Raw genomic sequence first — 15,113 nt, 5'->3', positions numbered from 1 at the left:
TACCCCTCAATTGGGGTCAAATCAACATTGTTTTGACTCTTAAGCGAGAGGCAAAATTGAAGGACTCACCCAACACTAGAACAAGGTCCTGAATACCATTAGTCGACTTGTAATTTGATTGATTTGGCTAAGCCCTGCCAAATGGCCACATCCGACATGACAGTTGCCGCAAATTGTTCTGCCGTTTTAATGGGCGGTGGTGGCATGTTTTTAGAGATGAAGTTCTGCTTCATTTCTTCGGTGCTCAAAATTTTATTGATTTCCTCGTTCATGCGACGCACGATATCAACAGGGGTACCTGCTGGGGCAAAGAAACCATACCAGCCATCAGAATCAAATTTAAAGCCTTGCTCTGTCAGTCTTTGCAAATCAGGTAATGCGGGGCCTCGCGACGACCCCGTCACAGCCAATGGCACCAAGCGTCCGCTTTTAACGTGTGGAATGGGCGATGCAATGTCCAAAAAAGCCACGCTGATGTTGTTGGCCAACAAATCTGTCATGGCTGCAGATGTGCCACGGTAGGGTATGTGCGGCATGAAAATTTTGTAATGCGATTTGATGCCTTCCATGGCCAGATGACCACTTGAACCATTGCCCCAAGTGCCGTAGGACAACTTACCAGGGTTCTCTTTTGCAAACTTGACCATATCTGCCAAATTTTTAAAACCAGAGGCTGGATTGGCCATCAACAAAAATCCAGACAACCCCACCTGAGCCACTGGTAACAAGTCTTTTGCAGTGTCATAAGGCATTTTGCTTTGCAAAATGGGATTGATGGCAATAGAAGATGATGGCGTAAACAAAAAGGTGTAGCCGTCAGGTGCGGATTTGGCAACCGCGTCATTGCCGATGATGCCGTTGGCCCCTACTTTGTTGTCAACAATGACCGGTTGCTTCAAAGCTTCCTGCAGTTGAACCGTGATCATGCGGGCGAAGATGTCACCACCAGAACCTGCTGGGCCCGCCACAATTACTTTGATGGGCCGAAGCGGCCAGTTGTTAACTTTGGTCGTTTGCGCGTGTGCTGCAAACGTCAAACACAGACTGAGGACGATCAAGGCTCTTCGGCCCATTGAATGTTTAAACATGGTTTGTCTCCTGTTGAAGTGAAGTGAAAAAGCTCAATGAATTCATGTCTTTTTAGTGGGTGGATTTAACACCCAGGTCTGACCTGTGATGTACTGAGCGCTAGCGCCTGCCAGAAAATGGACCACCGGCGCGACATCGCATGCGCTCATGCTCGAAGGAATTTCTAGTGCATTGATGCGCAAGGATTGCGGTCCCCACTCACAGGCCAAGCTTGAAATCAACATGCGGATTGCTGCATTGTGACCAGCATCTTGCCATGACTCACCCAATCGCAAAGGAATCAAAACTGTCAGACTGGCTTGTGCTGTAAATTCATTGGCAAATTCAGTTGCTACTTGGCACAATTGATTTAAGGCTTGTTCTGGCTTGAGTGACATCAAACTCAAATTTAAACATGCTAGATATGGTGACTCTGCGTTCAAAGTGCTTGGAGGTAGCCAATCAGAGACCTCACCGCCTTTTACATTCAACGCCAGTGGTGTGTTCGACGACCGTGGTGCATGCGCCGCTGTTGCATAAGGCTGACTACCACCAAAAACGGAAGACCCACCGTCTACACAGATTTGTTGGCCCGACAATTGAACAGCGGCCGGAGTCGCCAAAAAATAAAGCGCTTCAGCCATTTCATCCGGTGTAGCAATTCTGCCCAATGGGATTTTGGCAACTGCAGCTTCAACTTTCAAACGGCCTGATGCGATCAAGCGTTCAACCAAATCGGTTCTAACAAAGCCAGGACAAAGTACGGTGACACAAAGATCGGGCCGGGCCTTTGCAAGGGCCTGAGTTTGTGCAATCAAACCCGCTTTGCTGGTGCTGTACGCTCCTCGCCAAGGAATGGCCTTCAAGCCTGCACCGGAGGCTACATTAATAATGTGAGCGCCTGGTTTTAGAGATGCATTCAAAGCCTGCGTCAGATCCGCTGGAACTTGCAAATTCAATTTCAAAAGCGATCTGAAATTGGCCTCAGTTTGATTGACCAATGGTACATTCAATGAATCTGTGATGCCAGCATTATTGATCAATACGTCTAAACTTGTGACTCTGGATGCTAGCGCCGCAATGTCTTGGGTCGAGGTTAAATCCAAACATTCGAATGAATGAAAACCCTCTGTTGGATTTGGCAAAGCTTTTGACAAGTCGCGCAATTTAACTTCATCACAGTCCACCAAAATGCAACGCCAATTCTTTTCAGCAAAAAAATGTGCAGTGGCGAGGCCAATGCCAGACGCAGCACCTGTGATCATCACTGTTAGGTTATTCATTCGACAAGTTAGAACTTCATAGGTTGGTGAAAGTGACGCCGCCATCAAGCACCATGGCTTGCGCTGTCATGAAGTTGGCTTGATCACTTGCTAAGAAACAAATTCCTTTGGCAATGTCTTCTACCGTTCCCAATCGCCCTAAAGGGGTGTGCGCGGCTCTTTGCGCATCGCGTTCAGCATTTCGGTTGCGCTGTGTCCCTTCAGTGGGCACAGCCGATGGACAGACTGCATTCACGCGAATATGGCGAGAACCCAACTCGGCAGCGGCGGCTCGGGTTACCCCCAGAATGCCGGCTTTGATACCTGAATAAACCACTGAATTTGGCGCAGAGCGCAATGCCGCTGTCGACGCCACATTGACAATCGCACCGCCTCTGATCGGGTCCATCAAATTCGAGGCAGCTTGCATGCCCCAGATGACCGACTTAAACCCCACGTCCAGCATTCGATCCATGGTTTCAGGAAGGATGTCAGGAAGGGATTGGTAACGCACCCACGCAGCGTTATTGATCAGAATATCCAAGCGTCCATGTTTCTGATGTGCTTGCTCAACAGCCGCTGTGATGCCCTCCCGGCTTGCAATGTTTTGAATGACTGCAAATGCTTGACCACCCGACTGGACAATGGCCTCCACCACTGGAAGGACAAACTCTGGCTTGAGATCGTTCACGCCTACGATCGCTCCACGCACAGCCAATTGGAAGGCCGTCTCTTTGCCAATGCCATTGCCAGCACCCGTGACCAAGGCCACTTTGCCTTCAAAATCTCTCAAAGTTGTGTGCATGAATTTGCCTCTATCCATTCGCGACCTGTACGAATGGCCAATTCAGATGACCCAAACATGGCCTCGATTTTGCGAACTTCTCTCAACGCATAATGCAAAGGAACGTCCCAGGTAAAACCCATTCCACCCTGTAAATGAATGGCTTTTTCAATCACCCAAGTGGCATTTTGAATGGCACTGACAAAGACAGCATCGACAGTCCTGACTTGTCCAAGCTCGTTGCTTGATAAAACACGTTGAATCGCAGCCGCAGTGGCCTCTTGTGCCAATTTCATTCGAGAGAAGGTGTGCCGAACAGCTTGTTTGGCAGTCAGGGGGCGGCCAAACTGAACACGGGTCGAAAGATACGAGGCCGTATCTTCAAATGCCCCTTCAGCGGCACCATTGACCCAGGCCGACATCAAAATTTGGGCGTCACGCCAAAGGGCCTCACACTTTGCGGCATCTAAACGCAGTATCACTTGGGCGTTGCAGGCTTCCAGCCAATGTTGAGGATAATCAGGGTCCAGCGATTGATCTTCTTCGATCGATACATCCGACATACTGACCAGGACAGCCTCCTGACCTTCAAACACCAACACCCAATCACACAAATTAGCATGACGTGCGCCGCCTACCCAGCCTTGCATAAGTTGACCCTGAAATGCAATGCCGGCTAATTTTTCACCTGTTGCCAAAAGCTCACCGTGTGATGTGCCAGACAATGCTTTGGCCATCAAGACTTGTTCAATCAGCGGAAACTGAAAACGCAACTTTCCTGCGGCATGCGCCAACGGGACTGCAAAAGCAATGTCCAGGCCTAGCCCACCCTGAGCCTCTGGTACACATACGCCCATCAAACCCGCTTGCGCCAGTAACAGAGCTGTTTCGGATGCAGGCTTTCCAAGTGCGTTTTCAATCACTGCAAGTGATGCCTCAGCAAACTCCTCAGGTCGAAGGGTATCGTCTTGTGCGCTCATGAAAGTTCCTTCGGCAGTTTTAAGATACGCTGCGCAATGACATCCAATTGCACCTCAGTGGTTCCAGCATAAATCGTTTCTGCTCTCGAGAATAAGTAGGCCGCTGTAAACGCCTGGCGTGCACGTCTAGCATGCGGACTGGAAGACGGATTGACTCGCGAGGTCATCTCCAAAGCAAAAGAAGCAAACGCTTGATGGCATTCAGACCAATACAACTTGGTCAACGATCCTTTCGTTCCAATTTCTTGGCCTGCCATCATCGTGTCTACCGTTCTTTCAACCAAGCCTTTGAGGTTATCGATTTGACCGAGCACCTCGCCAACTCGTCGTTGGAAATAGCTTTCTTTGAGATGCGCCGATAAAACACGATCAGACTGACAGGCCTGCACCAAGTGTCGCAATTCGCTCTCAAAACGCCATGGCCGATACATTCGGTTGGTGGCACGCTCGATTGAGAGAACGCGAACAGCCGTGTTCCACCCCTGATCGGGTTCGCCTAAACGCGCGCTATCTGGAACAATGACATTGTCAAAAAAAACTTCTGCAAAGGATTCTTTGTTGTCAATCGACCGAATGGGAACCACCCGGATACCAGGCGTATTCATAGGAACCGCAAACATCAACATGCCGCGGTGCGCATCTGCCACGGTGCCAGTTCGAGTTAACAGCAGGCAATAGTTGGCTTTCGCAGCACCACTGGTCCAAATTTTTTGGCCATCGATTCGCCAATGGGCGCCATCCTGAACTGCACGCGTTCTCAATCTTGCCAAATCGGAACCGGCATCGGGTTCAGAAAATCCTTGGCACCAATAATTTTCCATGCGCAAGATGGCGGGCAGAAATTTTTGTTTTTGATTCTCTGTGCCAATCGCCATGATGATAGGACCGACCAATTCCTTGCCAATGGAACTGACACTTTCCGGCATCAGCAAGGCACCAATTTCTTTGTTGACTGCCAAGTGCTCTCGCAAGCTCAGGCCATGGCCCCCATAAACCTGAGGCCATGTCATCCCCGCCAAGCCTGCCCTGTACATGGCCAACTCCCAATCACGACACTCTGTCAGCGTCGGCGTTCGGTAGTCCAATTGATTGGCGCGCATGTGATTGGGTAAATTGGCAATTAACCATTCATGCGCATGCTGCCTGTAAACGTGCCGCCCGACTTGAGGGTCAGGCGGGGTCGCATTGAGAATATCGGGGGCGCCCATTTCAGCGCCCTTTGAACACTGGCTTACGCTTCTCAAGAAATGCCATTCGGGCTTCCCGCGCATCTTCCGTTTTGGAAAGTGCCAATGTAAATTCCTGCTCAAAACGATAGGCATCTCGCTGTGGCATCACATCGACCATGTTGGTGGCCCGCTTGGCATACATCAGTGCCAGCGGCGATTTTGATGCAATTTCAAGAGCCAATTCCATCGTGACCGGCAACAGCCTATCTGGTGGCAGTACATCTTCAATCACATTTCTGCGCAGCAGGTCAGCAGCTGTCAGCCGTTGTCCCGAAAAAAACATACGCCGAGTTGTTGATCTGCCAAACAAGGTTCGCAACATGGATGCCCCCCCGGCCAAACCCACGTTGATCTCGGGCATCCCAAAAGTGGCATTTTCGGAGGCGTACAAAATATCGCAGGCTGCAACCAAACCCAATCCCGCACCCAGAGCCGCACCGTTGACAGCAGCAATCACAGGTTTTGCGCACTCGCGTATGGCATTGCCGGTTTCACGGGTAATTCGGTTGTGCTCCAGAAAATCTCCAGGAACCTCATCATCAGGACGGTCTTTTAAATCTGCGCCTGCGCAAAATACAGAACCCTGTCCCGTCAAGACGGCACATTGCACATCATCACGGGCAGATATTTCATCGAAGGTCGCGACGATTTGGTATCTCATCTCTCGGTTGAGTGCATTGACGGGTGGACGGTCCAAAGTCACCAAGGCCACGCCGTCAGCAACATCCACGCGAAGGCACTGCGCCGTCATAGGGTTCACATGCTTCATGATTTGTTTGTCTCCAGTTGAAACGTCCCCACCCTTTGCCGAGGGCCCTAGGGTGATGTGCCATTCTATGAACGCAGAACTTTTAGATTACATACTCAATGGTTGAATGTGTTCTGCGATTCGCAGCAGAATCAAAGCGGCAACTGACTTCTTCAGACCACTGAATGGGCTTCACCCTGAATGGAAGAAGTTTGTGCAGCTGCAAAACGCAAAGACTCTCCTGCCACGCGTTCGGACACAAAATCCAAGAACAATCTGATCTTGGTTGGCACCATAGTGGTATCGAGGATAGTGGCGTACATGCCCTCCTCAAACGTGGCATTGCTGATGCGGATGCCTGGCAATAAGCGAACCAAAGATCCTTGCGACAAGTCATATTGCACGGTGTAGTCATCCAGCAGTGCAATACCCTCGCCCAAACGCGCTAGTTCCAACAAAGCCATGCCATTGTTGGAAACATGTCGTGGTTTGAAATACACCGTCTCGATGTCTTTATCCAAGGTGTGACAAAAGTGCCAAGCATATTGTTCGCCCGGTCGCATGTATGCCAGACAATCGTGCTGAGAAATATCTTCCGGAAGATTGACGAGTGAATGGTTGGCCAAGTATTTGGGGGCGGCTACCAAATAGCGCTCGCTGTGAAACAACCTGCGCCGCTTGATGCCGGCCTCGGCAGGTGGAGAAATTCTAAAATCAACGTCGATCTGATTTCGCCTTAGATCAATTGGTTTTTCAGACAAGGTCAACTCAATGTGAATCTCGGGGTACTTTTGACGAAATTGGGCAATCAAAGCTGGCAGCACACGCAAACCAAACATCATTCGAGAATGCACACGCAATAAGCCCTTAGGCGCAGCCCTGATTTCGGTGATGTTGTGATGTAAGTCTTTGATATTTAACAGCAAGCCCTCGAGCTGTTCTGCATACTCCTGCCCCGATTCAGTGAGGACCACCTGCCGCGTAGAACGTAACAAAAGCTTGGCGTTCAAGGTAATTTCAAATTCAGTCACCGCCCGGGATACCGCGGTTGCAGAAATACCAAATTGACGCGCAGTTTCTGAAAAACTCTTGGTTTGAGACACCGACAGAAACAATTCCATCGCACGTAAGCGATCCATGATTACTCCATTTTCTGCAGCACAGAATCGCGAATTTTCGCTATTCCAGTTCGGAAAACGATACCTCAAAATCTCCCACAGTTCAATCACTCATTTCAACAAACGGAGACAAGTCATGCAATTTGGTGTGTTTATTCTGGCCCAGCAACGTGGCTACCATCAGACTTCGCAACAGGTCATCAGCAATTCGATCGAACAGACTGTGGTTGCAGAACAAGCGGGCTTTAATACCGCTTGGTATGCCGAGCACCACTTCAACAATTATTCGCTGTCGCCCTCGCCTTTGATGATGGTGGCGCACATGGCCGCCAAAACCAAACGCATTCGACTTGGTACAGCGGTCTGCATTTTGCCTCTGTATCACCCCGCCCGCTTCTTAGCAGAAGTTGGTTTTGTGGACACGGTCTCCAATGGCAGATTGGATTTAGGCATTGGCTCAGGCTATCAAGAGTTTGAATTCGAAAGATTTGGGGTGAACATTGCCGAATCTGGCGCCATCTTCAACGAATTTTTAGACATCATCCCCAAGGCTCTGACTCAAAAGATTTTTGAATATGAGGGCAAGCATCTCAAAGTTTTGCCAAGTTCAATCGCGGTACGTTGCGTACAAGATCCGATTCCGCCCATCTGGATCACATCAGGAAATCCGGTGACCTTTGCCAGAGCCATGCGGGAAAACCATAACCTGTTCGTCACAGCCTTGCTAAACGGCAACCAGGCCATTACAGAACTAAGGGGTCGATTGGACAAAGTCGCCCAAGAAAATGGTAAGGATGTAGACCGAGATTTGAAGTTTGGATTTTTACGCTGCGCATATGCCTCAGACAACATGTCTGAGATTGATTCGTTTTTAGACAATGCACGATTCCAACGCCGCATTTCTGAGAGCCTTAAATTTCGCCGTGCGCAATCTGAAGATGGCTACATGATCCAAGAGAAGCCTTCAGACACTGACCCCACATTTGAGCAAATGAAGAAAAATCTGCCGGTCGGCTCTGTCAATCAGGTCATCGACAAAATGCTAGAAGAAATCAGCATCCTTAGACCCAAACACATTGCACTGCAAACACAGCTTGGTGACTTTGATCAAAAAACCATGCTCAAACAAATTGAGCTTTGGGGCGAAAGAATCATTCCAGCCATTCGCAAAGAAATTGGGCAAAAAGACCTGGCTGACACCGAAGCTTGAGTTGGCTTGATCAATGCAAGTTCACCTGACTAATGCAGGGGCAGTCACCCTGCTTTACCCCACCGTCTTCAATCAATTGGATGTTTTGGTCGATCCTCAATCGCCCGAAAAACTGGCTCAAGCCATTGCCCGAATTGGCCATAGTGAGGGTAATGACCATGTGCGATTGACACCTTCGGTGCTGCGTTTCCTGTCAGGGCATGCAGGTGAAACCGAATGGGAAGCTGGCTTTTCTGCCATGTTGAACTACGCTGCGAAGAAGGGTTGGGTCAACGCGTCAGGGGAGATTCGAGCGCATCTGATTGTCAAAAAAAATGAGGCCTTGATCTCTGCGGACGACTTCAAAGCGGCCATGCGAGCTTTGCCTGCAGGCATTGCCGCAATCACGACAGCCTTTAACAGCGATGTTGCAGGCATGATTGTCTCAAGCCTTACTTCTGTTTCCGCCGATCCGCCCATGGTCGGCTTTTTTGCCCATCAAAACTCATCGATCCATACCACGCTATTGAAAAGCGGCCGATTCGTTGCAAACATATTGGGTGAAGATCACAGAGACCTGATGTCCGTTTTTTTGCAGCAGCCTCAGGGCACCGCTCGATTCAACACAGGTCATTGGCAGCTCAATGAACAAGAGGTACCCGTTCTTCAAAATGCCCTCGCCAGTCTTGACTGTGAGATTGTTTTGACGCAAAAATTAGGTACTCACTTTCTGATCGTCGGCAAAGTTCAGAAATCTTCGCATGCCTACGGCAATCCAATGGTTAACTTCAACGCCAGCACACACCTTCTCGCTACAGAATTTGTAAACTGATCAAATACGAGCTTAAACAAATAAACATGAGTACACCCAACAGTTTTGATACCAATGCCCTTGTTAACCAAGTCGCCGTCGTCACAGGCGCTGCAGGTGGTTTGGGTCTGTCCATTTGCGAGCAACTCAAACAAATGGGCGCTACGGTGGTGATGGTTGATGTGAGTTATGGTGAAACGCCAGAAGAATCAGAGCAAGGGATTCAGGTTCAGTGCGATATAGGCAATCCCGATGCAGTTGCCAAGATGGGTCAGTTTGTTCAAACTCGTTTTGGCAGATGTGATGTGTTGGTCAACAATGCGGCAGTGGGTGCTAATCCTGTCGCATTGGAAGATTTTCCGATCGATCTCTGGGACAAAATGTTCAATATCAATCTGCGTGGCGCATTGCTGTGCGCACAGGCCTTGGTGCCCATGATGTTTGAGCGTCAATCTGGCAGCATCGTCAATGTCTCATCCATTGCGGCACAAGTGGCCACCAAGATCGGTGCTTATGGGCCCACCAAATCGGGGCTTTTGGGCTTAACCCGCCAAATGGCTGTGGAATGGGGACCTCGCGGTATCAGAACCAATGCCATCAGCCCAGGCATGATTTTGACGCCACTGTCCGAGGGCTATTACCGTGATCCAGAAAAGAAACAGCAACGCATCAACAGCATCCCCACTAGGCGCATTGGACAACCCCAAGACATTGCAGACGCGGTCGGATTTTTAGCTTGCAATGCGTCCATTTATGTCAATGGCCAAGACATCGTTGTAGACGGTGGTTTTTTAAAAGCCTCTTTAACCAATTTGTACGGAACATGAAACGACGCAACTTACTTCTATTGAGCATTGTCAGCAGTGGCCTCATCCCCAAAGCTTATGCACAAGTCCAGCCAACATTCCCAAGCAAATCTGTCTCTTTGGTGGTCCCCTATGTGGCGGGTGGATTGACCGATGTGCTGGCCCGGGTGCTGGCACCTCGCCTGACAGAAAAATGGAACCAAACGGTCATTGTGGAAAACCGCGCAGGGGGTGGAACCACCATTGGTACGGCCGCCGTCGCTCGCGCAACAGGCGATGGTCACACATTGCTCATGACGGCGTTTGGCTTCATTGGCAATCAAATCATGATGCCCAATTTGCCCTACGACCCCAAAGCACTCACACCTTTGTTCATGGTGGCAGACAGCCCTAGCGTGCTCTACGTCAGGGCAAACCTGCCTGTCAACAATTTGTCAGAACTGATTGCCTATGGCAAAGCCAACCCCGGCAAACTCACCTTTGCGTCTTCAGGCAATGCATCGAGCCCACACATCGCAGCCGAGCAATTTGCCGACATGGCCGGCCTGCAAATCGTGCACGTTCCCTACCGCGGTAATGGCCCAGCCATCAATGATTTGTTGGGCGGCCAAGTAGACGCTTTGTTTGACTCGCCAGCCACCATGTCGCATGTGGCCACTGGCAAACTCAAAGTTCTTGGCCACGGCTACGATCAACCCAATCCACGCTTACCCAAAGTTCCCGCCATTAGCCAAGCAGGCATTCCTGCCCTCAGTCAATTCATGGCAGGTGGTTGGTTTGGTATTTTCATTCCCACCAGCACCCCTGAAAACATTCAGCAAAAAATCTTCAATGACATGAAAACCGTGGTAGATAACAAAGAAGTCCGGGAGGCGTTGATGCGCACGGGTGTCGATGTGCGTAGCATGACCCGAACCGAATTTGCCAACTATCTTCAAAGCGAGCTGACGCGCTGGGGCCCTTTGATCCGCTCGCGCAACATTCGACTTGATTGACGAGCCCTTCCAGGAGCTAAGAATCAAGGTAAACCCTATCAAATAGCTTGCTGGTTTATCTTGCGAAGCAAATACTTGAGTGATAGTATTTGCTCTACTTACCGGTCGGCATGTAAAAAACAAATTGATTGCATGCCGATAGGCAAGTTTAGATTTTTAAATTCCATTTTCAGGAGACAACCATGAATCGCTTATTCCGCATATCTAGCCTAGCCTCTGCGGTGGGCCTTGCTATCTTGTGCGCAACCGGTGCCCAAGCACAGGTATCCAACGATGTAGTTCGAATTGGCATCATGGGCGACTTGAATGGCCCCTACGCTGCCAACGGCGGTCCAGGCTCTGTCATTGCAGCGCGAATGGCCATTGAAGATTTCGGTGGCAAAGTTTTGGGTAAAAACATTGAGCTGGTTGTGGCGGATGATCAAAACAAACCTGATATCGGTACCAACCTTGCTCGTCAGTGGATCGAAAAAGACAACGTCGACGCCATCTTAGGCGGATCTGCTTCTTCCATTGCATTGAGCGTTAGTAACCTGATGAAGCAAGCCAACAAGCCCTATTTGGTAGCGGGTACAGTGACAGATGCATTGACAGGCAAAGCTTGCTCACCCATGAATATTCAGTTCCTGGTAGACACTTATTCTTTGCCAAAGGCTGGCGTGCAAAGTATGGTCAAACAAGGCATCAAGAATTTCTTCTTCGTAACTGTTGATTACGCTTTTGGCGCAGCGCTCCAAGGTGAAGGCACTAAATTTATTGAAGCCGCAGGCGGTAAAGTGGTAGGTTCCGTCAAGCACCCTCTGGGTACAACCGACTTCTCGTCCTATTTGATGCAAGCGCAAGCCAGCAAGGCTGACGCCATTGTGGTGTTGAATGCTGGTGCTGACTTGAGCAACGCACTCAAACAAGCTGCAGAATTTGGTATCAATAAAAAAGGCCAGTCCGTTAGCGTTTTTGGAATGACTATCAATAGCGTCAGTGCCATGGGTCTTGACGTTGCGCAAGGACTTCAAATTACTGCGCCCTTCTACTGGGATCAAAACGATGAAACACGCGCTTGGACCAAGCGTTTCTTAGAGCGTAACAAGGGCGTGCTGCCCACCTACATCATGGCAGGCAACTACAGCGCCACCATGCACTACCTGAAAGCGGTCCAAGCAGCAGGAACCGATGAAGGCAAAGCGGTCATGGCCAAAATGAAAGCCACGCCTATCAACGACTTCTCGATGAAGAATGTGCGCATTCGTGAAGACGGCCAAACCATGCGACCTGTCTACATTGTTCAAGTCAAAACACCGGCTGAGTCAAAAAGCAAATACGACCTTTACAACATCAAAGGTGAGATCCCAGCTGAGCAAGCTTTCCGTCCATTGGCGGACGGTGGTTGTGACTTTATTGCGAAGAAGTAAATAATCAATGCGTCAGAGAGGGCATACCTCTCTGACGCATTGAGATGATTTGTATTAGACGGCCAATATACCGCCGTCGACCGGCAACGTGATACCCGTCACATAAGTTGCCAAGTCTGACGCCAAGAATACGGCAGCACCTGCAATTTCATGTCCTTCCCCCAAACGTCCTAAGGGAATGCGAACCATGAATTTCTCTAATCTCTGAGGATCTGATCGAGTGGCATCCGTCATGGGCGTAACGATAACGCCTGGCGCTATGGCATTGACCCTGATTCCATCAATACCTAAATCGGCGGCCATCGATTGGGTCAGCATTTTGACGGCTCCCTTTGAAGCAGAGTAACCCAAAGCACGAGGCTGACCTAAAAATGCAGCACCAGAGGAAATATTGACAATACACCCACGGGATTTTCTCAAAGCCGGCAACCATGCATGAATGGTATTGAAGACACCCAGCAAATTGACGTCCATGACCTTTCGAATCACTGCATGCGCGTTAGGACTGTCTATACCTTCACGCAAAATGACACCTGCGTTGTTAACCAGAATATCAATATTTCCAGCTTCTTCTTGGACCTGATCAGCAAGCTTTTGCACAGATGCAACATCTGTGACATCCAGTGCGTAAACCCAGCCTTGACCACCGGCTTCTTTTACTTTTCCTAGTGTTTGATGACACCCTGACACATCAAGATCAGTAATGATGACCTTAGCGCCCTCTTTCGCATATGCCACAGCGATTGCCTGTCCAATGCCACTTCCGGCACCAGTGACTAAGGCAATTTTGTCAGTCAGTAATTGAGCCATTTATAAACTCTCCTGAATTAGGAAATGTGATGAGATTTAGTAGCCTCCGCATTGGCTTGACGTGCACGCCACCAAACCAACCATTGACCCACAATGCCTTTTCGGAAAAGCATCACAACAGCTACAAAAACCAAGCCTTGAACAATTTGAATCAGTTCAGGTGATGACACCATCAAATGCTCTAAAGCGACGATCAAAATAGCTCCAATCAAAGGTCCCCAAAGAGTTTGCATGCCGCCCACAATGCAAATCAGCAAAGCGTCACCTGAGGTACCCCACCCCACATCGGTCAGTGAGGCCAAGCCAAAAGAAATAACTTTGACACTGCCTGCCAATCCGGCAATAGCGGCGGACAATGTAAAGGCAATTAATTTGTAACGATTTACCTGATAGCCCAAAGAGATGGCACGGGCTTCGTTGTCTCGAATGGCGGTGAGTACTTGGCCAAATGGTGAATAAACAATGCGCCAGATACACCAAAATCCAAAACCAATTAGCGCCAAAGCGACGAAGTAAAGTGTTTGATTGTCCGTTGTGTCAATGAAGCCGAGAAAAACGGGGCGTGCAACGTTTTGTAAACCGTCTTCACCTCCCGTGAATGGCAAACGCAAAGCCAAGAAATAGACCACCTGCGCAAAAGCCAGCGTAATCATTGAGAAATAAACACCCTGACGGCGAATGGCCAACATACCAGTCACAAGCCCTAAGAGCGCCGAACAACCTACACCGGCCAGTACACCAATGAGGCCTTCACCCGTCCAAGTTTTTAAGACATAACCAGCAATGTAGCCAGCAGAGCCAAAGAACATTGCATGCCCAAATGACAGCAAACCTGCATAGCCTACCAAAAAATTAACAGAGGCTGCCAGCAAGGCAACACATAACATTTTGATGATGAATAAGGGATAGGCGACAAAGGGTGCAACCAAGAACGCAGCCCCCACTAACAGCCACAAGAATCGTTTGTAAGTCAGAGATGTCATCAGAGAACCTTTCACTGGCTGCGACCAAATAGGCCGTTAGGACGAATGGCCAACATGAGAATCATGACAACAAAAATGACCACGCTGGCGCCCTCGGGATAAAACACCTTGGTCAGTCCTTCAATGATACCCAAGCCAAATCCAGTCACGATGGAGCCCAAGATAGAGCCCATGCCACCAATGACCACCACTGCAAACACCACAATGATGAGATTGCTGCCCATAAAGGGGCTGACCTGATAGATGGGCGCTGCCATCACACCACTAAAGCCAGCCAAGGCCACAGCAAAAGCGTAGGTCAGCATCAACATGCGCGGCACATTGACACCAAAGGTTCGAACCAAGTTGGGATTCTCATTGGCTGCACGCAAGTATGAGCCCAGCTTGGTGCGGTCGATGAAATACCAAGTGCCCAAGCAAGCCACCAAAGCCACCACAATGACCCACAGGCGATACAAGGGTACAAAGGTTAACTTCAGATCAACGCCGCCTAACAAAGGGTTGGGATAAGGCTGTCCGCCGATGCCGAATTTGTACTTCACCAAGCCTTCAATCAGGATACCCATACCGACGGTCAAAAGCAAGGCATAAACATGATCGAGGTGGTACAAATGACGCAAGAAAAAACGCTCAATGAACAAGCCTGACAAGCCCACCACCATTGGCGCAAGCAACAATGCCCACCAATAGCTCAAGCCCCAAACATCCAGCAGCACCCAAGCCACCAAAGCGCCCAGCATGTATTGCACGCCATGCGCAAAATTGACCACATGCAAAAGACCAAAAATGATGGCCAAGCCTAGACTCATCAAGGCATAAAAAGAGCCGTTGATCAGTCCTAAAAAAACTTGGCCGGCCAGGGCTGAGGTCGGTACGCCAAAAATTGTGTCCATTTTCTTAATCCAAAGATGAAGTGATTTG

At 49.4% G+C, this 15,113-nt stretch carries 15 protein-coding genes; 5 read left to right on the top strand and 10 right to left on the bottom strand.

Annotation, left to right across the window (positions count from 1 at the left end; translation table 11 throughout):
- Positions 1-98 precede the first annotated feature (98 nt).
- From AMM03_RS02420 to AMM03_RS02390, 7 genes are all read right to left on the bottom strand, one after another.
- A complete protein-coding gene (locus AMM03_RS02420; RefSeq protein ID WP_090128858.1) occupies positions 99-1,088 on the bottom strand; it encodes a Bug family tripartite tricarboxylate transporter substrate binding protein in 990 nt (329 codons plus the stop codon).
- A gap of 42 nt (positions 1,089-1,130) precedes the next feature.
- Positions 1,131-2,351, bottom strand: coding sequence for an SDR family NAD(P)-dependent oxidoreductase (locus AMM03_RS02415; RefSeq protein ID WP_090128857.1), 1,221 nt, complete (start codon positions 2,349-2,351; stop codon positions 1,131-1,133).
- Between the two features lie 16 nt (positions 2,352-2,367).
- Positions 2,368-3,135 (bottom strand): SDR family NAD(P)-dependent oxidoreductase, encoded by a 768-nt coding sequence (locus AMM03_RS02410; RefSeq protein ID WP_090129300.1) that lies wholly within the window; start codon positions 3,133-3,135, stop codon positions 2,368-2,370.
- Positions 3,120-4,094 (bottom strand): acyl-CoA dehydrogenase family protein, encoded by a 975-nt coding sequence (locus AMM03_RS02405; RefSeq protein WP_090128856.1) that lies wholly within the window; start codon positions 4,092-4,094, stop codon positions 3,120-3,122. The genes AMM03_RS02410 and AMM03_RS02405 overlap by 16 nt, the downstream gene beginning before the upstream one ends.
- Positions 4,091-5,302 (bottom strand): acyl-CoA dehydrogenase family protein, encoded by a 1,212-nt coding sequence (locus AMM03_RS02400; RefSeq protein WP_090128855.1) that lies wholly within the window; start codon positions 5,300-5,302, stop codon positions 4,091-4,093. The genes AMM03_RS02405 and AMM03_RS02400 overlap by 4 nt, the downstream gene beginning before the upstream one ends.
- A gap of 1 nt (position 5,303) precedes the next feature.
- Positions 5,304-6,092 carry an enoyl-CoA hydratase/isomerase family protein gene (locus tag AMM03_RS02395; protein ID WP_369793657.1) on the bottom strand — a complete coding sequence of 263 codons (789 nt, stop codon included), beginning with the start codon at positions 6,090-6,092 and terminating at the stop codon, positions 5,304-5,306.
- A 152-nt stretch (positions 6,093-6,244) separates the two neighbouring features.
- Positions 6,245-7,210, bottom strand: coding sequence for a LysR family transcriptional regulator (locus AMM03_RS02390; protein WP_090128854.1), 966 nt, complete (start codon positions 7,208-7,210; stop codon positions 6,245-6,247).
- Between the two features lie 115 nt (positions 7,211-7,325).
- Between AMM03_RS02390 and AMM03_RS02385 the strand changes: the two genes are divergently transcribed.
- The 5 genes from AMM03_RS02385 (at position 7,326) to AMM03_RS02365 (ending at position 12,399) form a co-directional block, all read left to right on the top strand.
- Positions 7,326-8,399: an LLM class flavin-dependent oxidoreductase gene (locus AMM03_RS02385; RefSeq protein ID WP_090128853.1), complete on the top strand. Its 1,074-nt coding sequence runs from the start codon at positions 7,326-7,328 to the stop codon at positions 8,397-8,399.
- Positions 8,400-8,412: 13 nt separating this feature from the next.
- Positions 8,413-9,210, top strand: a complete 798-nt coding sequence (locus AMM03_RS02380) for a flavin reductase family protein (protein WP_090128852.1) — start codon at positions 8,413-8,415, stop codon at positions 9,208-9,210.
- A gap of 26 nt (positions 9,211-9,236) precedes the next feature.
- Entirely contained in the window at positions 9,237-10,016 is a 780-nt protein-coding gene (locus AMM03_RS02375) for an SDR family NAD(P)-dependent oxidoreductase (protein WP_090128851.1), read from the top strand.
- Positions 10,013-10,990 carry a Bug family tripartite tricarboxylate transporter substrate binding protein gene (locus tag AMM03_RS02370; protein WP_090128850.1) on the top strand — a complete coding sequence of 326 codons (978 nt, stop codon included), beginning with the start codon at positions 10,013-10,015 and terminating at the stop codon, positions 10,988-10,990. Before AMM03_RS02375 ends, AMM03_RS02370 begins: the two co-directional genes overlap by 4 nt.
- Before the next feature lie 182 nt (positions 10,991-11,172).
- On the top strand, positions 11,173-12,399 hold the full coding sequence (locus AMM03_RS02365; protein ID WP_090128849.1) for an ABC transporter substrate-binding protein: 1,227 nt from the start codon (positions 11,173-11,175) through the stop codon (positions 12,397-12,399).
- A gap of 54 nt (positions 12,400-12,453) precedes the next feature.
- Here the strand turns inward: AMM03_RS02365 and AMM03_RS02360 are convergent, their stop codons facing one another.
- From AMM03_RS02360 to AMM03_RS02350, 3 genes are read right to left on the bottom strand one after another with little or no spacing between them, the layout of a single operon-like run.
- Complete coding sequence (locus AMM03_RS02360; protein ID WP_090128848.1) at positions 12,454-13,209, bottom strand: SDR family NAD(P)-dependent oxidoreductase; 756 nt, start codon at positions 13,207-13,209, stop codon at positions 12,454-12,456.
- Between the two features lie 17 nt (positions 13,210-13,226).
- Positions 13,227-14,192, bottom strand: coding sequence for a branched-chain amino acid ABC transporter permease (locus AMM03_RS02355; protein ID WP_090128847.1), 966 nt, complete (start codon positions 14,190-14,192; stop codon positions 13,227-13,229).
- Positions 14,193-14,203: 11 nt separating this feature from the next.
- Positions 14,204-15,085 (bottom strand): branched-chain amino acid ABC transporter permease, encoded by an 882-nt coding sequence (locus AMM03_RS02350; protein ID WP_090128846.1) that lies wholly within the window; start codon positions 15,083-15,085, stop codon positions 14,204-14,206.
- Between the last annotated feature and the right edge of the window lie 28 nt (positions 15,086-15,113).

This window comes from Limnohabitans sp. Rim11 (assembly GCF_001269365.1).
Classification (GTDB): domain Bacteria; phylum Pseudomonadota; class Gammaproteobacteria; order Burkholderiales; family Burkholderiaceae_C; genus Limnohabitans_A.
Note: the sequence above shows the minus strand (reverse complement) of the source record. Positions and strands in the feature narration are given on the sequence as shown.

Bases quoted from the DNA above. Each gene is read 5' to 3' on its own strand.
- AMM03_RS02405 (WP_090128856.1), bottom strand. From the start codon at position 4,094: ATGAGCGCACAAGACGATACCCTTCGACCTGAGGAGTTTGCTGAGGCA.
- AMM03_RS02355 (WP_090128847.1), bottom strand. From the start codon at position 14,192: ATGACATCTCTGACTTACAAACGATTCTTGTGGCTGTTAGTGGGGGCT.
- AMM03_RS02380 (WP_090128852.1), top strand. From the start codon at position 8,413: ATGCAAGTTCACCTGACTAATGCAGGGGCAGTCACCCTGCTTTACCCC.
- AMM03_RS02410 (WP_090129300.1), bottom strand. From the start codon at position 3,135: ATGCACACAACTTTGAGAGATTTTGAAGGCAAAGTGGCCTTGGTCACG.
- AMM03_RS02385 (WP_090128853.1), top strand. From the start codon at position 7,326: ATGCAATTTGGTGTGTTTATTCTGGCCCAGCAACGTGGCTACCATCAG.
- AMM03_RS02395 (WP_369793657.1), bottom strand. From the start codon at position 6,092: ATGAAGCATGTGAACCCTATGACGGCGCAGTGCCTTCGCGTGGATGTT.
- AMM03_RS02360 (WP_090128848.1), bottom strand. From the start codon at position 13,209: ATGGCTCAATTACTGACTGACAAAATTGCCTTAGTCACTGGTGCCGGA.
- AMM03_RS02400 (WP_090128855.1), bottom strand. From the start codon at position 5,302: ATGGGCGCCCCCGATATTCTCAATGCGACCCCGCCTGACCCTCAAGTC.
- AMM03_RS02350 (WP_090128846.1), bottom strand. From the start codon at position 15,085: ATGGACACAATTTTTGGCGTACCGACCTCAGCCCTGGCCGGCCAAGTT.
- AMM03_RS02390 (WP_090128854.1), bottom strand. From the start codon at position 7,210: ATGGATCGCTTACGTGCGATGGAATTGTTTCTGTCGGTGTCTCAAACC.
- AMM03_RS02370 (WP_090128850.1), top strand. From the start codon at position 10,013: ATGAAACGACGCAACTTACTTCTATTGAGCATTGTCAGCAGTGGCCTC.
- AMM03_RS02420 (WP_090128858.1), bottom strand. From the start codon at position 1,088: ATGTTTAAACATTCAATGGGCCGAAGAGCCTTGATCGTCCTCAGTCTG.
- AMM03_RS02365 (WP_090128849.1), top strand. From the start codon at position 11,173: ATGAATCGCTTATTCCGCATATCTAGCCTAGCCTCTGCGGTGGGCCTT.
- AMM03_RS02375 (WP_090128851.1), top strand. From the start codon at position 9,237: ATGAGTACACCCAACAGTTTTGATACCAATGCCCTTGTTAACCAAGTC.
- AMM03_RS02415 (WP_090128857.1), bottom strand. From the start codon at position 2,351: ATGAATAACCTAACAGTGATGATCACAGGTGCTGCGTCTGGCATTGGC.